Origin of the sequence: Peiella sedimenti (assembly GCF_030504955.1) — a bacterium.
GTDB classification, from domain to species: Bacteria; Pseudomonadota; Alphaproteobacteria; order Caulobacterales; family Caulobacteraceae; genus Brevundimonas; species Brevundimonas sedimenti.
Genome location: NZ_JAUKTR010000003.1, coordinates 381,359 through 397,101 on the forward strand (window position 1 = coordinate 381,359; position 15,743 = coordinate 397,101).

General features: G+C 68.1%; 15 protein-coding genes and 1 pseudogene. 9 read left to right on the forward strand and 7 right to left on the reverse strand.

The window, feature by feature from the left end:
* The 5 genes and pseudogenes from pth to Q0812_RS09325 form a co-directional block, all read right to left on the reverse strand.
* A complete protein-coding gene (gene pth, locus Q0812_RS09305; protein ID WP_302110048.1) occupies positions 1 to 624 on the reverse strand; it encodes an aminoacyl-tRNA hydrolase in 624 nt (207 codons plus the stop codon).
* Between the two features lie 159 nt (positions 625 to 783).
* Positions 784 to 1,392 (reverse strand): annotated as a pseudogene (locus Q0812_RS09310) (50S ribosomal protein L25/general stress protein Ctc); the annotation flags it as partial.
* 131 nt (positions 1,393 to 1,523) lie between these two features.
* Positions 1,524 to 2,066 carry a DUF1697 domain-containing protein gene (locus Q0812_RS09315; protein ID WP_302110050.1) on the reverse strand — a complete coding sequence of 181 codons (543 nt, stop codon included), beginning with the start codon at positions 2,064 to 2,066 and terminating at the stop codon, positions 1,524 to 1,526.
* 11 nt (positions 2,067 to 2,077) lie between these two features.
* Positions 2,078 to 2,893, reverse strand: a complete 816-nt coding sequence (gene fliP, locus Q0812_RS09320; RefSeq protein WP_302110051.1) for a flagellar type III secretion system pore protein FliP — start codon at positions 2,891 to 2,893, stop codon at positions 2,078 to 2,080.
* Complete coding sequence (locus Q0812_RS09325) at positions 2,890 to 3,159, reverse strand: FliO/MopB family protein (RefSeq protein ID WP_302110128.1); 270 nt, start codon at positions 3,157 to 3,159, stop codon at positions 2,890 to 2,892. Before Q0812_RS09325 ends, fliP begins: the two co-directional genes overlap by 4 nt.
* A 143-nt stretch (positions 3,160 to 3,302) precedes the next feature.
* On the opposite strand from Q0812_RS09325, the gene flgB reads away from it, so the two are divergent.
* From flgB to fliE, 3 genes are read left to right on the forward strand one after another with little or no spacing between them, the layout of a single operon-like run.
* Positions 3,303 to 3,716, forward strand: a complete 414-nt coding sequence (gene flgB / locus Q0812_RS09330) for a flagellar basal body rod protein FlgB (RefSeq protein ID WP_302110052.1) — start codon at positions 3,303 to 3,305, stop codon at positions 3,714 to 3,716.
* Between the two features lie 50 nt (positions 3,717 to 3,766).
* The gene (gene flgC / locus Q0812_RS09335) at positions 3,767 to 4,153 is read left to right on the forward strand and encodes a flagellar basal body rod protein FlgC (protein WP_302110129.1); all 387 of its coding nucleotides are present in this window, start codon (positions 3,767 to 3,769) and stop codon (positions 4,151 to 4,153) included.
* An 11-nt stretch (positions 4,154 to 4,164) separates the two neighbouring features.
* Complete coding sequence (fliE, locus tag Q0812_RS09340) at positions 4,165 to 4,467, forward strand: flagellar hook-basal body complex protein FliE (RefSeq protein ID WP_302110053.1); 303 nt, start codon at positions 4,165 to 4,167, stop codon at positions 4,465 to 4,467.
* A gap of 6 nt (positions 4,468 to 4,473) precedes the next feature.
* On the opposite strand, the gene putP is transcribed toward fliE, so the two are convergent.
* Together putP and Q0812_RS09350 are read right to left on the reverse strand one after the other, a co-directional pair.
* The gene (gene putP / locus Q0812_RS09345; RefSeq protein ID WP_302110054.1) at positions 4,474 to 5,967 is read right to left on the reverse strand and encodes a sodium/proline symporter PutP; all 1,494 of its coding nucleotides are present in this window, start codon (positions 5,965 to 5,967) and stop codon (positions 4,474 to 4,476) included.
* Positions 5,968 to 6,035: 68 nt separating this feature from the next.
* The gene (locus Q0812_RS09350; RefSeq protein ID WP_302110055.1) at positions 6,036 to 7,955 is read right to left on the reverse strand and encodes a DEAD/DEAH box helicase; all 1,920 of its coding nucleotides are present in this window, start codon (positions 7,953 to 7,955) and stop codon (positions 6,036 to 6,038) included.
* Between the two features lie 745 nt (positions 7,956 to 8,700).
* Between Q0812_RS09350 and Q0812_RS09355 the strand changes: the two genes are divergently transcribed.
* The 6 genes from Q0812_RS09355 to Q0812_RS09380 all read left to right on the forward strand — a co-directional run bounded on the left by Q0812_RS09355 (position 8,701) and on the right by Q0812_RS09380 (position 15,681).
* Positions 8,701 to 9,252: a helix-turn-helix transcriptional regulator gene (locus Q0812_RS09355; RefSeq protein ID WP_302110056.1), complete on the forward strand. Its 552-nt coding sequence runs from the start codon at positions 8,701 to 8,703 to the stop codon at positions 9,250 to 9,252.
* 155 nt (positions 9,253 to 9,407) lie between these two features.
* Positions 9,408 to 9,998, forward strand: coding sequence for a hypothetical protein (locus tag Q0812_RS09360; protein WP_302110057.1), 591 nt, complete (start codon positions 9,408 to 9,410; stop codon positions 9,996 to 9,998).
* A 92-nt stretch (positions 9,999 to 10,090) separates the two neighbouring features.
* Entirely contained in the window at positions 10,091 to 10,825 is a 735-nt protein-coding gene (locus tag Q0812_RS09365; RefSeq protein WP_302110058.1) for a fimbrial biogenesis chaperone, read from the forward strand.
* Positions 10,826 to 10,834: 9 nt separating this feature from the next.
* Positions 10,835 to 13,426: a hypothetical protein gene (locus Q0812_RS09370; RefSeq protein ID WP_302110059.1), complete on the forward strand. Its 2,592-nt coding sequence runs from the start codon at positions 10,835 to 10,837 to the stop codon at positions 13,424 to 13,426.
* 136 nt (positions 13,427 to 13,562) lie between these two features.
* Entirely contained in the window at positions 13,563 to 14,300 is a 738-nt protein-coding gene (locus tag Q0812_RS09375) for a hypothetical protein (protein ID WP_302110060.1), read from the forward strand.
* Positions 14,301 to 14,619: 319 nt separating this feature from the next.
* Complete coding sequence (locus Q0812_RS09380; RefSeq protein WP_302110061.1) at positions 14,620 to 15,681, forward strand: sensor histidine kinase; 1,062 nt, start codon at positions 14,620 to 14,622, stop codon at positions 15,679 to 15,681.
* Positions 15,682 to 15,743 lie beyond the last annotated feature (62 nt).

Genomic DNA, 15,743 nt, shown 5'->3' on the forward strand with positions numbered 1-15,743 from the left:
TCAGCTAAGGGGGTCGCGGCCCGTCTGTCTAGGACTGAACTTCTCGGCGGGGGCCAGGCGCATGACCTCGGCCTGGTAGCGCTCGTCTTCGCCCGCGCAGGCGAAGGGCAGGGCGTCGGCGCAGGCGCGGCACAGATCGGCGACCCAGCCCTGCTCCACCTTGTGGAAGTCCGACAGGACGTGGCCGTGCACCAGCTCCTTCTGGCCGGGATGGCCCACGCCCATGCGGGCGCGGCGGAAGTCGGGACCGATCTGGCTGATGGTCGAGCGGATGCCGTTGTGGCCCGCCGCGCCGCCGCCCGTCTTCATGCGGAAGCGCCCGGGCGCCAGGTCGATCTCGTCATAGAAGACGATCACGTCGGCGGACGTCAGCTTGAAGAAGCGCATGGCCTCGCCGATGGCGCGGCCGCTCTCGTTCATGAAAGTCTGGGGCTTGAGCAGGATGACGCGGACCGGCCCCTTGGCGGTCTCCACCTCGCCGTCGCGGGCCAGGCTCTGGAAGCGCGCGCGCTCGGGGCCGAAGCGCCAGCGATCCGCGATGGCGTCGGCGGCCATGAAGCCGATGTTGTGGCGGTTGCCCGCATAGCGGGGACCGGGATTGCCGAGGCCGGCGATGATCAGCATGGGACGCCCAAAAGAAAACGGCCCCGCCCGGAGAGGCGAGGCCGCTTCAATGCCCGATGGGGCGAAAGGGGATCAACCCTCGGAAGGCTCTTCGGCGGCGGCCTGCTCAATGGCCGGAACCTCGTCCGCGGCGGCCTCTTCGGCGGCGGCGGCCTCTTCGGCGGCGGCGGCGTCGGCGGCCTCGTCAGCGGCGTCGGCCTTGGCGGCCGAGGACACCTTGATCGAGGCGATCACGAAGTCGCGGTCGGTGATGGTGGGCTGAGCGTCCTTCGGCATCTGGACGTCCGAGATGCGCAGGGTGTCGCCCAGCTGGCGGCCGGCCAGATCGACGACCAGCTCCTCGGGGATGTGGTCGGCCGGGACCATGATCTCGACCTCGTGACGGACGATCTCGAGCGAACCGCCCTGGCGGAAGGCGCCGCACTGGTCCTGGTTCTTGAAGTGCACCGGGATCGAAATCTTGACCGGGGCGTGCTCGTCGACGCGCATCAGGTCGAAGTGAACCGGCGTGTCGCTCACGGGATGGAACTGCACGTCCTTGGCGATGACCGGCTGGGTCTCGTCGCCGTATTTCAGCGTGACGAGATGGCCCAGCAGCTTGCCGGTGTAGAGCGACTTGCGGAAGTCCTTCTCGTTCACGGCGATCGGCACGGGGCCCTTGTCGCCGCCGTACAGGATGCCGGGCACCTTGCCTTCGCGGCGCGCCGCGCGAGCGCCGCCGTCACCGACGCGGTCGCGGACTTCAACGTTCAGAACGATCTCGGCCATGTCCGTTAGCCTCAAAAGAAAAACCGCCGCGCAACGCCGCGCGCGGCGGGACGGGAACCCGTCAAATCAAGAGCGCGGCTAGATACACGGTTCACCCCAGCGGCGCAACTGGGGGTGAGCAGGTGAGACTCCTAGCCTTCCACCGCCTTGAGAATCTTCAGCACGGTGTTCCAGTTGCGCGAGGTGCCCAGCGGGGCGGCCTTTGTCCTGGCCCAGTCGCGGTCGAGGGTCGAGCGGCCCTGGCCCTCGGGGAAGTCGATGTAGAGGACGCGCTTTCCGGCCTCGACGCGCTCGGGGCCCGTGATGGCCTCGCGTAGGGTCTTCAAGGCGGCGGCCGGGACCGTCTCCTTCGTCAGGTGGGCGATGAGCTTGGCGGGGTGCTCTTCGGCTTCAGCCGGGAAGGGATTGGTCTCGATCATGGCGCGCCATTCCTGGGGCGTGCGCACGAAGAAGGCCGTCTTCAGATTCAGCCCGGTCACGGCCTCGCGTTCCAGCAGGGTCTCGAGATCGGCGCCGGATGAGGCGCCGCCCTCCATGATCAGGTTGCCGCTGGCGATCAGGGTGCGCGCGTTGCTGAAGCCCAGACCCTTGGCCCAGGCCCTGAGGTCCGCCATGGGCAGGGGCCGCCCGCCCACGTTGACGCCGCGCAGAAGAACGATGTGGACCTGGCTCATGTCTAAAGAGCCTAGCCTGTGCCGGACGCCCTCTGGAAGCTCTCGACCAGGGAGCCGGCCACCAGGCGCCAGCCGTCCACCAGGACGAAGAAGATGAGCTTGAAGGGCAGGGACACCACCACCGGCGGCAGCATCATCATGCCCATGCTCATCAGCACGCTGGCCACCACGAGGTCGATCACCAGGAAGGGCAGGAACAGGTAGAAGCCGATCTCGAAGGCGCGTTTGAGCTCCGATATCATGAAGGCGGGCGTGACCACGCGCAGGGGCAGGTCCTGGGCCGACTGGGGCTGCTGATCCAGGTCGGCCAGCCGCGTGAACAGGGCCAGGTCCGCCTCGCCCACCTGGCTGAGCATGAAGGTTTTGACCGGCTCGGACGCCGCGTCGAAGGCCTGGGGCAGCTCCATCTGCTGGTCGAGCAGGGGCCGCACGCCCGAATCGTAGGCGTCCTGCCAGGTCGGCGCCATGACCAGGGCCGACAGGAACAGGGCCAGCGAGATCAGCACCGCGTTGGGCGGGCTCTGCTGCAGACCGAGAGCCGTGCGCAGCAACGACAGCACCACCACGATGCGCACGAAGCTGGTGGTCATGATGACGATGGACGGCGCCAGGGACAGCACCGTCATCAGCCCGACCAACTGGACCACGCGCTCGGTTAGGCCGGCGCCGGTGCCCAGGTTGATGTTGACGGCCGGGCCCGCGCCCTGGGCCGCATCCTGGGCGAAGGCGGCGAGGGGAAAGATCCAGCTGGCCACGACGCAGACCAGCGACAGAAGGGCGGCGCGCTTGAGTTCGGCCTTGGTGGGCAGCTTGAGCAGGCGGGTCATCGGCGCGGCGCCTCGACCGGATCGAGTTCGCGGCCCTCGCCCAACAGCACCAGCCGCTCCTGATCGTCGACCTTGACCAGCACCAGGCGACGGGTGGGGTCCAGCACCAGGGTCTCGACCACCTTCAGTCGGCGCTCGCCGCGTTCGGCCTGGAAGCGGGCCAGAAGCCCGGGCGCGTAGCGGCGCATGCCCCAGGCCACAAGCAGGATGATCCCCAGCGTCAGGGCCAGACTGAACACCGCCTGGAGCAGGGTGAGGAAGTTCATGGGAAACGCGCCGGCGGTCAGCGGACGCACCCTCGCGTCCAGTGAACATGGTTAACGGCATCGGTTAACGCGGCGTTGAGGCAAGGGTCCGTTAACCATGCGGGCGGCATTTTCTTCCCAGTCCGAAGGGAAGGATCGCCGCCGTGCGCCTGGATGACATTCCGCTGTTCGCGCAGCTGCGCGACCGCCTCAGCTGGCTGGACCAGCGCCAGCGCGTGACGGCCGAGAACGTGGCCAACGCCGACACCCCGGGCTATGCGGCGCGCGACTTGGCCAGGCCCAGCGACTTCGCCCAGATGCTGAACGGTCCCCGCGCGGGGACAACGCTGGCGCGCACCTCGACCAGCCACATCGCCCCGGCGGGCCGTCCTGCCGCGGCCGCGGCAGAGGTGGTGCGGACGCCTGATTCGGAAACCACCCTCGACGGCAACTCGGTGGTGCTTGAAGAGCAGATGCTGCGCATGGCCGAGAGCCGCATGGCCTATGACGCCGCCATCGGCTTCTACCAGAAATCGCTGGCCATGCTGCGCATGGCGGCGCGCCCGCCGGGCCGCTGAGGAAGGACGCCTGAATGCCGACAGATCCCGTTCCGCCCCGCAACTCCGCCATGGCCGTGGCCGCCAGCGCTCTGCGCGCCCAGCAGTCACGCATGCGGGTGATCGCCGAGAACATCGCCAACGCCGAGTCCACCGCGCGCACGCCGGGCGGCGATCCCTACCGCCGTCAGGTGCCCGTCCTGACCACCCGCCAGATCGACGGCGCCACCGGCGTGGCCCTGGCCGAGGTGCGGGCCGACCCCTCGGACTTCAAGCGCGAGTACGACCCCTCGCACCCGGCGGCGGACGCCGAGGGCTATGTGCTGAGGCCGAACGTGGAATCGTTGATCGAGTCCATGGACATGCGCGAGGCGCAGCGCGCCTACGAAGCCAACCTCAACGTGGTCGAGACGGCGCGCGCCATGGAGCAGCGCACCCTCGACCTGCTCAAGCGATAGGAGGCTAGGTGATGAACGCCCTGATGGCCGCCCGCGCCTACGCCGCCGCGGCGGGCAATGCGGCCCCCACGAACGGCGCCTCGCCTGCTGGAGAGGCGGGCGGCTTCGCCGACCTGCTGAAGGCGGGCATGGAGCAGGCCGCCCAGTCCACCCGGGCCGCCGAGACCCAGATGCAGGCGCATGCGGCCGGACGCGCGGAGCTGATCGACGTGGTCACCTCAGTGGCTTCGGCCGAGGCCTCGCTGGAGACGGTGATGGCCGTGCGCGATCAGGTGATCCAGGCCTACCAGGAAATCATGCGCATGCCGATCTGAGGGTCGCTAGCCGGCTCTTCGCAGTTCCTGGGCGCGGTCGAAATCGGCCAGCACCATCTCTGACGGCTTGCGGTCGATCAGGCTGACCACGACCGCCACGATCAGGCAGGCCAGGAACCCGGGCACGATCTCGTACAGCACCGGCGACAGCGATCCGCCGTCGGGACCTAGCGGCGCGTAGATCCACACCAGCACCGTGGCGGCCCCGGCGATCATGCCCAGCAGGGCGCCGTTCCGCGTCAGCCTGCGCCACATCAGGCTGAGCAGGATGATGGGGCCGAAGGCGGCGCCGAAGCCGGCCCAGGCGTTCGAGACCAGGCCCAGGATGGTGCTTTCCGGATCGATGGCCATGAACCCCGCCACGAGGGCGACCACGGCCACGCACAGACGCCCGACCAGCACCAGCTCCTTCTGGCTGGCGCTGCGGCGCAGGAAGGTCCCGTAGAAGTCCTCGGTCAGCGAACTGGACGACACCAGAAGCTGCGAGGAGATGGTGCTCATGATGGCCGCCAGGATGGCCGCCAGTAGGAAGCCCGAGATCAGCGGGTGGAACAGCACGTCCGACAGGATGATGAAGATGGTCTCAGGGTCCGTGACGGACAGGCCGTTCTTCGTCGCATAGACGAGGCCCGCCAGGCCCGTGGCCAGGGCGCCGATGAGGCTGACGCCCATCCAGCTCATGCCGATGGCGGTGGTCGTGGGCACGTCCCTGACCGAGCGCAGGGCCATGAAGCGCACGATGATGTGCGGCTGGCCGAAATAGCCCAGCCCCCAGGCCAGGGCCGAAATGACGCCCAGCACGGTGGCCCCGCTGAACAGGTTGAGCAGTTCGGGGTTCAGCGCGTTCAGGGTCGCCGTCGCCTCTCCGACCCCGCCGGACTGGCTGAGCGCCACGATGGGCACCAGGATCAGGGCCAGGAACATGATGCAGCCCTGGACGAAGTCGGTCAGGCTGACGGCCATGAAGCCGCCGACGAAGGTGTAGGCCACCACCACGCCCGCCGTGACCCACAGGCCCCAGGCGTAGGGAATGCCGAAGGCGCTGTCGAACAGCTTGCCGCCCGCCACCAGGCCGCTGGAGGTGTAGAGGGTGAAGAAGACAACGATGACCAAGGACGAGATCACGCGCAGCAGGCGCGAGCGATCCTTGAAGCGCTTCTCGAAGAAGTCGGGGATGGTGACGGCGTCGTCCGCGACCTCGGTGTGAACGCGCAGGCGCGGCGCCACGAGGCGATAGTTGGCGAAGGCGCCGGCGAACAGGCCGATGGCGATCCACGCCTGGGACAGTCCCGACGCATAGAGCGCGCCCGGAAGCCCCATCATCAGCCAGCCGCTCATGTCCGAGGCGCCGGCCGACAGGGCCGTGACCGCCGGGCCCAGCTTTCGCCCGCCCAGCACATAGCCGGCCAGGTCCTGGTTGGCGGTCCTGTACGAGAACAGGCCGATGGCCAGCATGGCCAGGAAGTAGATGCCGATGGAGATGAGCGCTGCGGTTTCCATGGCGGCGGAGGCTAACAGCCGAGTTTGCCCGCCTCCACCCCCGAGGCGGTTTTTAGAAGGGTGAACACCTACCGGCTGTCAGCCTTGCGCTTGGCCCATTTCGGCTTGGCGAAGGGCTTTCCCGCCGGCTTGCCGGGCCCCTTTGAGGGCCGATCCGGCTTAGCGGACTTGGCCCAGGGCTTGGCTTCCGCCTGGTCAGGGCGTGGCTTGAAGCCAGGCTTCTTCGGGCGGGCGGGCGCATCGTCCCGATCCGGCCGCGGCTTGAAGGGCGCCTTCTCGGCGCGCGGCTGGTCCGGCCGAGCCTTGAATGGCGGCCTTGGCTTGCCCTCGGGCTTGTCCCAGCGGCGCATGCTCTTCTCGCCCGGCGCCGGCGCGACGGCCGAGGTGATGACCACGCCGTCTTCATTGGGGCGAGCGATGGCGGCCAGGAACTTGCCTTCCGCCTCCTTCGTGATCTCGAACTTGGTCTCGCGTCCGAAGATCTTGATGGAGCCCACGTCGCGCTTGGTCACATGGCCCAGGCGGCAGATCAGCGGCAGCAGCCACTTGGGATCGGCGTTCTTCTCGCGGCCGATGTTGATCTGGAACCAGGCCATGTCGCCGCCGCGCGCATAGTCGCTCAGCGGCCCGTCCCTCTGGCCCTTGTCGTTGCGGCCGGACGCCTGGGCGCGGGCCATGCGCTCGTCGTCCTGCACGTCCTCGGGGGGCGGCAGCTTCTGCTGGTAAAGCCGGATCAGGGCGGCGGCCACCTGCTCCGGCGTGGAGCGCTCAAGCAGGGCCCGGCCCAGCTCCAGCGCCTCCTCGTCGGCGGGGGCGGTCAGCAGGGGATCGGACAGCATGCGCTCCCGGTCCTTCGCCCGGATCGAGTCCGCCGAGGGCGGGCCCGACCACTCGGCCTTGATGGCGGCCGAATGCAGCATCAGCTCCACCTTGCGGCGGCGGGTATGGCTGACCATCAGGACGGACACGCCCTTCTTGCCCGCCCGACCGGTGCGGCCCGAACGGTGCAGCAGGGTCGCCTTGTTCACGGGTATCTCGGCATGGATGACCAGGCCCAGGTCGGGCAGATCCAGCCCCCGCGCCGCCACGTCGGTGGCCACGCACACGCGCGCATGGCCGTCGCGCAGGGCCTGCAGCGCCTCGGACCTCTGGCCCTGCGTCAGCTCGCCCGACAGGCCGACGACCGAGAAGCCGCGCTCGCGCAAGCTGGCCGTCAGGTGCTTCACCCGCTCACGCGTGTTGGCGAAAACGAGGGCGCCGGGGCTTTCGAAATAGCGCAGCACATTGACCACGCCGTGTTCGACCTCGTGCGGGGCCACGCGGATGGCGCGGTACTCGATGTCGCCGTGCGGCTGGTCGCGCCGGGTGGTGTCGATGCGAACCGCGTCGCGCTGATAGGTCTTGGCCAGCCGGGCGATGTCCGGGGCGATGGTGGCCGAGAACAGCAGGGTGCGCCGCTCGGCGGGCGCGGCGTCGAGTATGAAGGTCAGGTCTTCGGCGAAGCCCATGTCCAGCATCTCGTCGGCCTCATCCAGCACCACGGCCTTCAGCTGGGACAGGTCCAGGGCGTCGCGGGTGATGTGGTCGCGCAGGCGCCCGGGCGTGCCCACCACGATGGCGGCGCCGCGTTCCAGGCTGCGGCGTTCGGCGCGCGGGTCCATACCGCCGACGCAGGTGGCGATGCGGGCGCCGGCCTTGGCGTACAGCCACTCCAGCTCCTTGGAGACCTGCAGCGCCAGCTCCCGCGTCGGGGCGATGATCAGGGCTTGGGGCGCGGCGTTGTCGCTGACGCGCTCCGCCTCGCCCAGGAGGGTGCCGGCCAGGGCCAGGCCGAAAGCCACCGTCTTGCCTGATCCGGTCTGGGCGCTGACCAGGAGGTCGCGGCCGCTTTCGGCCTCCAGCACCGCGGCCTGCACGGGCGTGGGCTCGGCATAGCCGCGTTCGGACAGCGCGCGGTCGAGCGCGGGATGGCTGGCGGGAAAAGGCATGGGAAGTCAGGTCCAGGGCGCAGGCGTCGCGCATTCCGCCAAACGGGCGGGGCGGGGTCTGTAGCCCGAAATCCCGACCAAAGCGAGGCGAGCCTTTCGCCCAGAGCCCGTGCCGGCTCGCCGGACACGCCTCGCGATTGGCGCACACGGGCAAGGCCGGATCGTGAAGGCCCGGCGCCCCGCTCAACGACTTCAGGTTGAAATCGTCGTCCTTGGCCTCAGCCCGGCGAAAGCTTGTATTCGGGGGGGTTTTTTGGCCCGTCGATCTCTCGGGGACGGCATGACCGCCGCCGCGTCCCGAGCGACTAACTCGCGACCATTGGCCGATGTGCAAATGATCAGGTCGACTGCTGAAAAAATCTTCCTCTGAAATCGTGATTTTTGACTTTGATCAACTGCGAAGAGTGCATCCAGTGGCAAGGAGCATGGGCGGAAATCTTGAGCAAGGCCTGACCACCTGTGAAATGTGGCGGGTCGATCCTTTCGCCTGCCTTAAGAATAACATTTCAATGCAAAGGCCTATCTGAATTGGCTACTAAATCTGGGATTGAATATAGGCCACAATGGTCCTTTTCTGTGGCCTTGGTTCCGCGTCGAGCTCAACCCGATGAAGGGGGGCATCATGATGAGCGTGGATAACTTCCGGGCCCGCGGGCGACCCGTGGCGCCGGCGCCGGGTCGCCTTCCGACGACGGGGACCGCCAGGGTCCAGGCGGCGCCTCAAGATGTCGCCGCAGCGCGCCGAATGAACATCAACAGCCCGGCGGACAGCTGGTTCGCACTGGATCCCACACCCCTTTTCGTGGTGGATGAAGGCGGGCGGCTGGTCTGCGCCAATCCCGCGGGAACTGAACTGATCAACGACGGGCGACTGCTCGCCAATGGTTCAGGCGTTCTCAGCTTCGGTTCATCGGGCTGTGATTCCGACTTTCTCGCCGCCGTCCGCGCGGTCGTGGGAAGGGGCGGCCAGTCCCGCCTCGTTTTGCGTCAGCGACACGGCGGTTGGGTCGGCGCCACCCTCCACGGCGTCCAGGACGGAAGCCTCGTCATCGTGTCCGTGAAGGCGGAGGCGAGCCCCTCGGTCGAGGCCATGGAGGCCATAGGCTCGGCCTTTCATCTGACGACATCAGAGACCGACGTGCTCTACGGCCTGCTGACCGGTGGGTGCCCCAAATCCGTAGCCACGGCGCTGAGAATATCGGAGCACACGGTGCGGGCGCATCTGAGAGATCTGTACGCGAAAATGAACGTTCGCGGCCTGAATGGAATGATCAGAACGTCCTGCACGTTCCTATAGAACACCGTTAATCAATATTAACGGGCAAAGATGACTGCTAATGAAGGGGATGAAGGGCGCTAAGTCGGCGTGTTACCCAGTAGAAATCAGGCACAAGCCTGATGCGAGCAAGCATCAAAATGGTTTGGTGTGCCGCTTAATCTCTGGAGGGTTCAATGCGTCATCTTATGCTCAGTGCGGCCGCCGCGGCCGCCGCGCTCATGGTCATCCCTGCCGCCGCTCAGGCTCAGGACACCCAGCTGGTCGTGACCACGACGGTCGAGAACTACTGTTCGATCGGTCTGGCCAACGTCGCCGGCAGCAACGTGGCCGTCGCCAACGGCGTCCGTCAGAAGGTCACCACCCTGCGCATGTCCTGCAACGCGCCGACCGGCGCGCGGCTGACCTCGACCGCGGTCAACGGCGACCTGAAGTCGGCCGGCGGCGTCCTGATCAACTACGATTGGGAGCTGGTGGTCCCGGCGATCCCCGCCCTCGGGTTCGCCCCCCAGGACACCTTCCCGACCAACTGGCAGGTCGTCACGAACTCGGGCGGCTATAGCGAGCAACTGGCGGACGGCATCTTCGCCGATCTGTTCCTGAACCTCTGCTACGGCGTCCCGGGCGGCCCTGGCCTGGGCGGCACCGCTGGCGACACGACCCCCGGATCGAGCGGCTGCGCTGCGGCTCCCTCGGGACCCGGTGCGTCTGAAGCTCCGGCGGGCACCTACTCGGAGACCTTCAAGTTCGATCTCGACCCGGCCTAACCGCCGGGCGCTTAGGGGCCGCTCCCTCGGGGGAGCGGCCCCCGCTTTTCGGCCCGATCCGGCCAGATGGTTCTCAATTGGGGGAAAACATTATGCGCAAGAATCGAGTGATCGCCTTCGCCGCCGCCAGCGTCCTGTGCTGGTCCGCGGTCCAGCCCGCTACGGCCATCGACGTGAATCCGATGGTCCAGCACATCACCCCATCCGGCGCGAGCTCCGGCTACCGGCTCAGGGTCCGGAACACCGACGATCAACCGATCACGGTGGAGATCCAGGCCTTCCTCATGGAGGTCGATGAGAACGGCCGGCGTTCCCTAAGTGAAGAGGTCGATGACCTGGCCATCTTCCCCCCCCAGTCGGTGATCCCGCCGAACCGGGAGCAGGTCGTCCAGGTGCGCTATGTGGGTCCGCCCGACCCGACGCCGCGCATGTATCTGGTGCGCGTCGGGCAGTTGCCGATCACGTTCTCTTCCGAAGAGAACAGCGCCTCGGGCGCCGCGATCCAGGTCGCCTTCAACGTCAATACGCATGTCCTTCTGGCGCCCGCGGGGGCGCGGCCGTCCCTGCACGTCCTCTCGACCCGAAAGGCGGAGAACGGGGACGTGCTGATCAGCGTTGAGAATCAGGGGGTGGGTTTCGCGTCGCTGCGCGAGGCCCGCTACGCGCTGACCTCGTCCGACGGCCGGCAGTTTCCGGTCCGGGCCGAGGACGTCGATGTGGGGCAGGTGAGCGCACTGCCCGGAGGCGCCCGGCGCAACATCCGCGTTCCCGCCGCGCTGGTCCCCGGCATCGGCCAGGAGGTCACGGCCTCGATCGAGTTGAGCTAGGCGGTTGCTGTGTCTGTCCCCCCAATTGGACGCCGCGCCCGCCTGGGCGCCGCCAGCCGCCGCCGCACGGGCGCGATCCTGTGCCTCGGCGGCGGTCTGGCGGTAGCCTCGGCCGGGGCCGCCTTCTGCGCCGTCTCGGACATCCCCGCCTTCGACCTGCCCATGACCACGGCGGGCGGCGATCACGCCCCAATGGCCGCCCCGCTGGAGGGAACGGCTCCGGCCCTGGCGGCGGCGCAGGCGCAGGCGCCTGTTACGCGGCCGACCCCGGTGCTGGCGCCCATCCAGGGCCCCCTCCTGCTGGACAGGCGCTATCTCGGCGACATCAGTGGCGCGGTGAGCGGCGATGGGGACGGCGTGGTCGACGCCGACCGGCTGATGACCCTGCTCGAGCCCCTGGTGAGCCCCAGCCTCCTCGACGATCTGCGCTCCCGTATACTTGGGCGTGACCGCATCGCCCTTGCGGAGCTCGGGTCCGAGGCCTTTGACCTGACGTTCGACCCCTTGGCCCTGACATTCAACGCGACGCTCGCGCCCACGGCGCGGGCCCGCCGCCATGTGAGCTTCTCCGACCCCGAGGTCGTGGACCCCGCCAGCTTCGACCAGCCGGCGGAGTTCGCCGCTGGCGCCAACTTCAGCCTCTCCCAGCGCTTTTCGCACCAGAGCGACACCTTCTCGCCCCTACAGGCCGGGGTGGACATGTTCGCCAACTGGGGCGGATTCGAGGGCGTCACCCTCACTGCCGGCGCCGACTACGACGGCTCGTCTCCAGACGACAGGTGGCGGCGCAGGGAGGTGCGATTGACGAAGGATATCTTCGCCTCGGCCGTGCGTGTAACCGCCGGGGAGTTCTCACCCCCCATCGAGAGCTTCCAGGGATCGCGGCGCTTCCTCGGCGTGTCGGCGGCCCGCGCCTATTCGACCATTCGCCCCTTCCAGAACATTCGGCCGTCGGGTCGGCGGGAGTTCATTCTCGATCGTCCGTCCTTCGTGGAGGTGGAGGTGAACGGCGTGGTCGTCCAGCGGCTGCAGCTCGACGCGGGCCCCTATTCCCTGGCGGATTTCCCGTTCGCCCAGGGCCCCAATCTCGTCCGCCTGCTCGTCGAGGACGACTCCGGACGCCGGGAGATCGCGGTCTTCGATCTCTTCGGGGGGGCCGGCCTGCTGGATCCCGGCGTGGTCGATTTCGGGGTCTCGGCGGGGGTTCTGGAGGAGGGCGGCCCGTTCGAGTACGGCTCCACACCTGGCTTGTCGGGATTCGTGCGCAAGGGGGTCAGCGACGTCCTGACGGTGGGAGCCAACGCACAGCTGACCGACGAGCTGGTTCAGGCCGGCTTCCTGGCCACCTGGGGCGCTCCGCTGGGCCTGTTGCAGGTGGCCGCGGCAGCGAGCCACGGAGGGCCGGACGGCCGTTCGGGTCTTGCGGCGTCGATCGATTATCTGCGCGAGGGGGTGATCCTCGACGAGGTGGACGCCCGCCTCATCCTCTCCCTGCAAGCCAAGAGCCGGGATTTTCAGTCCCCCTTCGCGGATCGGCCCTCAAACCGGGAACGATGGCGCGCCGCGGCCCAGTCCGTGCTGCGCCGTGGCGACTATTCGCTCAATCTCGGCGCAGCCTACGCCAGAGGGCGGGACGGTCATCCCCACCAATCCGACCTGACGCTGGGCCTGGGGCGAAGCTTCGAACGCTTCGCGGTCAACCTGAACCTGGGATGGCGGGCCTTCAGCGATGACCGGCCTAGCGAGACGCGCGTGGGGGTGTCGCTGACGGCCCGCTTCGGCGGCCGCTGGACCGGCGCGGCCCGATACGAGCGCCAGGACCGGGCCCGCGAGATCAGCCTGTCCCGCGCGCCGACCGGACGGCTCAACGACATCAGCGGCACGGTGAGGTTTGGGGAAGACCGCAAGCAGCAGTCGCTCTCCGCCGACGTCCGCTACATCAACAATCGCTTCGACGCGCAGCTGGTCACCAACCGCCTGGTCCGCAACGAGCCCGGGGGAGAGCCGCTGCAGGAGTCCCTCTGGCGGATCTCGTCCTTCTTCGGATACGCCGGCGGCGCGTTCGCGCTCGGCCGCCAGTCTCCTGAAGGCTTCGTCATTGCGAGCCGACACGCGTCCCTCAAGGAGTCGTCCCTGGCCCTGACCGATGGGGGCGGGCAGGCGATTGCCCGCGCCGGCTGGTTCGGCCCGGCTCTGGCCCCGATCAGCCGGGCCTACGGCGTCAATCGGTTTGTGGTCGCCGTCGAGCCGCTGCCGCAGGGCTACGACCTGGGCGCGGGCGTCCTCTCGGCCTTTCCGGGCTACGGCAGCGGCTATCACATGGTGGTCGGCAGCGACGCCTCGCGCACCGTGATCGGGGTCCTGACTGACCAGGACGGACCCATGGCGCTGATCAGCGGCGCGATTCAGTCGGTGGACGCCAGCCCCGGCGAGGAGCCACGCCCGTTCTTCACCAATCGCTCCGGACGCTTCGTGGGCGATGGCCTCGCGCCGGGCCGCTACCGGTTGATCGTCCGGGGCGCGGCCATAGCGGAGTTCACCATTCGCGAGGATCAGGAAGGAGTCGTCAATGTCGGCGAAATTCGCGCATCCACCCCTTAGGATCGGGGGCCTAGCCGTGGGTCTGGCTCTTGGCCTCTGTCTATCTCCGGCCGGGGCGTGTGATCTGGTCGTGCAAGCCCCTGAGGCGGTTCGGATTGACTATGAGCCTTTCGGTCCAGGCCCCTCCAGCGGTCCCTTGAACGTGCAGTTCGAGAACCGCTCGGACGAGGCCTGCGAGCTTCGTCTCCGGTTCATAGACGAGGTCGGCGATACCAGGCCGACGGTCGAGGTCGGGCCCTCGACGGTGGAGTTTCGGCCGCGCGAGAGCTCGGGCGTGCTTCGGCGCGACCTCGATCCCGGCGTCTTCTTGCTGGGCGTCCCAGGGAACCAGTCGGCTCGCGCAGAGATCGACGCCTTGGTCATCAGCGAAGGGATCGTCCCTGCGGGCGAGCATCAGGCCGATCTGCGTCTGGAGGTTCTGGAGGGTGACGGAACGGCCGCCGCCGCCCAGCTCCCGCTGCGCCTGATCCTGCAGTCCATGCCGCGGGCCCAGGTGAACATCGCCGGCTCGGCCGGCGCCTTTGGGTCAGGTTCATCCGTGGAGACCGTCGACTTCGGCGTGGCTGAAAGCGGGGCCACGAAGCGGGTCTTCGTCCAGGTTCGCGCCAATGCGGAATCCACCCTGTCCGTCAGATCGGCGCATCGGGGCGTCATGCGGCACGTGGAGATGGGAGAGGCGGGAACCGAGGTCGCCTACCAGCTCGAGCTGGACGGTGAACCGGTCGACCTGACCCGGGACTGGATGCGGCTGGTCGATCCTCCGCGGACCCTCGCCGGCGTCTCGCTTCCGCTGGATTTCACCCTCGGGCCGATCCAAGGTCAGATGTCCGGCCGGTACGAGGATTTGTTGACCATCGACGTCTGGCCGAACTAGCGGCGCGCTTCCCCGCCACCCGCTCCAGGGCTAGCCAGTCCACGAGGGCAACGGGGAGCAGGAGGCCGTCATGACCGGCGGGATCTACATCGCCGTGGCGACCCGCACGGGCGGGAGTGCGGGGTGTCTGGCCGCTGAACGGGACGAAAGCGAGGCGGCCCTCTCCATCCCCCACCCGAATAATCCACATCCCGCGCCCCATTGTGCTAGGGTGCGCCCTGGTCCTTCGCCGGGGTAGGGGACGGGCCGCCTGAACCACGCCCAACGGGTATGGCCCTCCGCTTTCGGAGCGCCTCCGGTTCTCAAGATCGGCCTTTCCATGGCTGCCCCTGTTACGCTGAACCCTGATGCATCGCTGAACCTGTCGCTGGCCCTTGTGGCGGCGTCGAGCGCCCCCCTGCTGCTGCTGGACGGCGACCTGACGCTGATCGCGGCCAGCCGGTCGTTCTGCGAGTCCTTCGACACTGGCGCAGACCGCGTCGCCGGGCAGCAGCTGTTCGCCCTGGGTGGCGGCGAATGGGACGTGCCGCAACTGCGCGCCCTCCTGGAGGCGACCGCCAGGGGCGACGCCGACATCGACGCCTACGAGATGGACCTGGTTTGCGCCGGGCGCGAAACCCGCCGTCTGGTCCTGAACGTCAAACGGCTGGACTATGGCGATGCTGATCATGTGCGGCTGGTCGTGGCGGTGCTGGACGTGACCGACGCGCGGCTGGCCGACCGGCTGAAGGATGAACTGCTGCGCGAAAAGGCCGTCCTGCTTCAGGAGGTTCAGCACCGGGTCGCCAACAGCCTGCAGATCATCGCCAGCGTGCTCATGCAGAGCGCCCGCAAGGTGCAGTCTGAAGAGTCACGCATTCACCTGCGCGACGCCCATAACCGGGTCATGTCCATCGCCTCGGTGCAGCAACAGCTGGCCGTGACCCAGACCGGCCAGGTCGAACTGCAGCCCTATTTCACCCAGCTGTGCAAGAGTCTGGGCGCGTCAATGATCCAGGACCCCGGACGGCTGTCGATCGGCGTGGACGTCGATGACAGCGAGACCAGCGCAGAAATCTCGGTCAGCCTGGGGCTGATCGTCACCGAACTGGTCATCAACGCCCTGAAGCACGCCTTTCCCGGACGGCGCAAAGGCCGGATCACCGTGGCTTATCACGACGCGCCCAAGGGCTGGACCCTGTCGGTCGCCGACAACGGCGTGGGCATGCCCGCCTCAGGCGGCGGCGATGAAGCCAAGGCGGGACTGGGCACCAGCATCGTTCAGGCCCTGGCCGCCCAGTTGCAGGCGCGAGTAATGCTATCGGACGGCAAACCGGGCACGCGGGTGTCGGTGTGGGGGCCTGTCGGAAGCGCGCGCCCCGCCGCCAGTAGGGCCCTCTAGTTCACACGTCCGCGATGGTCGTCCTCTAGGCCGAAGGTCCCGTGTCGCCTATCAAGGGACGG

What these genes read in the sequence shown, in the direction of transcription:
- pth (WP_302110048.1), bottom strand. Translation starts at nt 624, where the DNA reads ATGCTGATCATCGCCGGCCTCGGCAATCCCGGTCCCCGCTATGCGGGC.
- Q0812_RS09325 (WP_302110128.1), bottom strand. Translation starts at nt 3,159, where the DNA reads ATGAACTTCCTCACCCTGCTCCAGGCGGTGTTCAGTCTGGCCCTGACG.
- Q0812_RS09360 (WP_302110057.1), top strand. Translation starts at nt 9,408, where the DNA reads ATGCGTCATCTTATGCTCAGTGCGGCCGCCGCGGCCGCCGCGCTCATG.
- flgC (WP_302110129.1), top strand. Translation starts at nt 3,767, where the DNA reads ATGGCCGTGGCCGCCAGCGCTCTGCGCGCCCAGCAGTCACGCATGCGG.
- putP (WP_302110054.1), bottom strand. Translation starts at nt 5,967, where the DNA reads ATGGAAACCGCAGCGCTCATCTCCATCGGCATCTACTTCCTGGCCATG.
- Q0812_RS09355 (WP_302110056.1), top strand. Translation starts at nt 8,701, where the DNA reads ATGAACATCAACAGCCCGGCGGACAGCTGGTTCGCACTGGATCCCACA.
- Q0812_RS09350 (WP_302110055.1), bottom strand. Translation starts at nt 7,955, where the DNA reads ATGCCTTTTCCCGCCAGCCATCCCGCGCTCGACCGCGCGCTGTCCGAA.
- Q0812_RS09380 (WP_302110061.1), top strand. Translation starts at nt 14,620, where the DNA reads ATGGCTGCCCCTGTTACGCTGAACCCTGATGCATCGCTGAACCTGTCG.
- Q0812_RS09365 (WP_302110058.1), top strand. Translation starts at nt 10,091, where the DNA reads ATGCGCAAGAATCGAGTGATCGCCTTCGCCGCCGCCAGCGTCCTGTGC.
- fliP (WP_302110051.1), bottom strand. Translation starts at nt 2,893, where the DNA reads ATGACCCGCCTGCTCAAGCTGCCCACCAAGGCCGAACTCAAGCGCGCC.
- Q0812_RS09315 (WP_302110050.1), bottom strand. Translation starts at nt 2,066, where the DNA reads ATGAGCCAGGTCCACATCGTTCTTCTGCGCGGCGTCAACGTGGGCGGG.
- fliE (WP_302110053.1), top strand. Translation starts at nt 4,165, where the DNA reads ATGAACGCCCTGATGGCCGCCCGCGCCTACGCCGCCGCGGCGGGCAAT.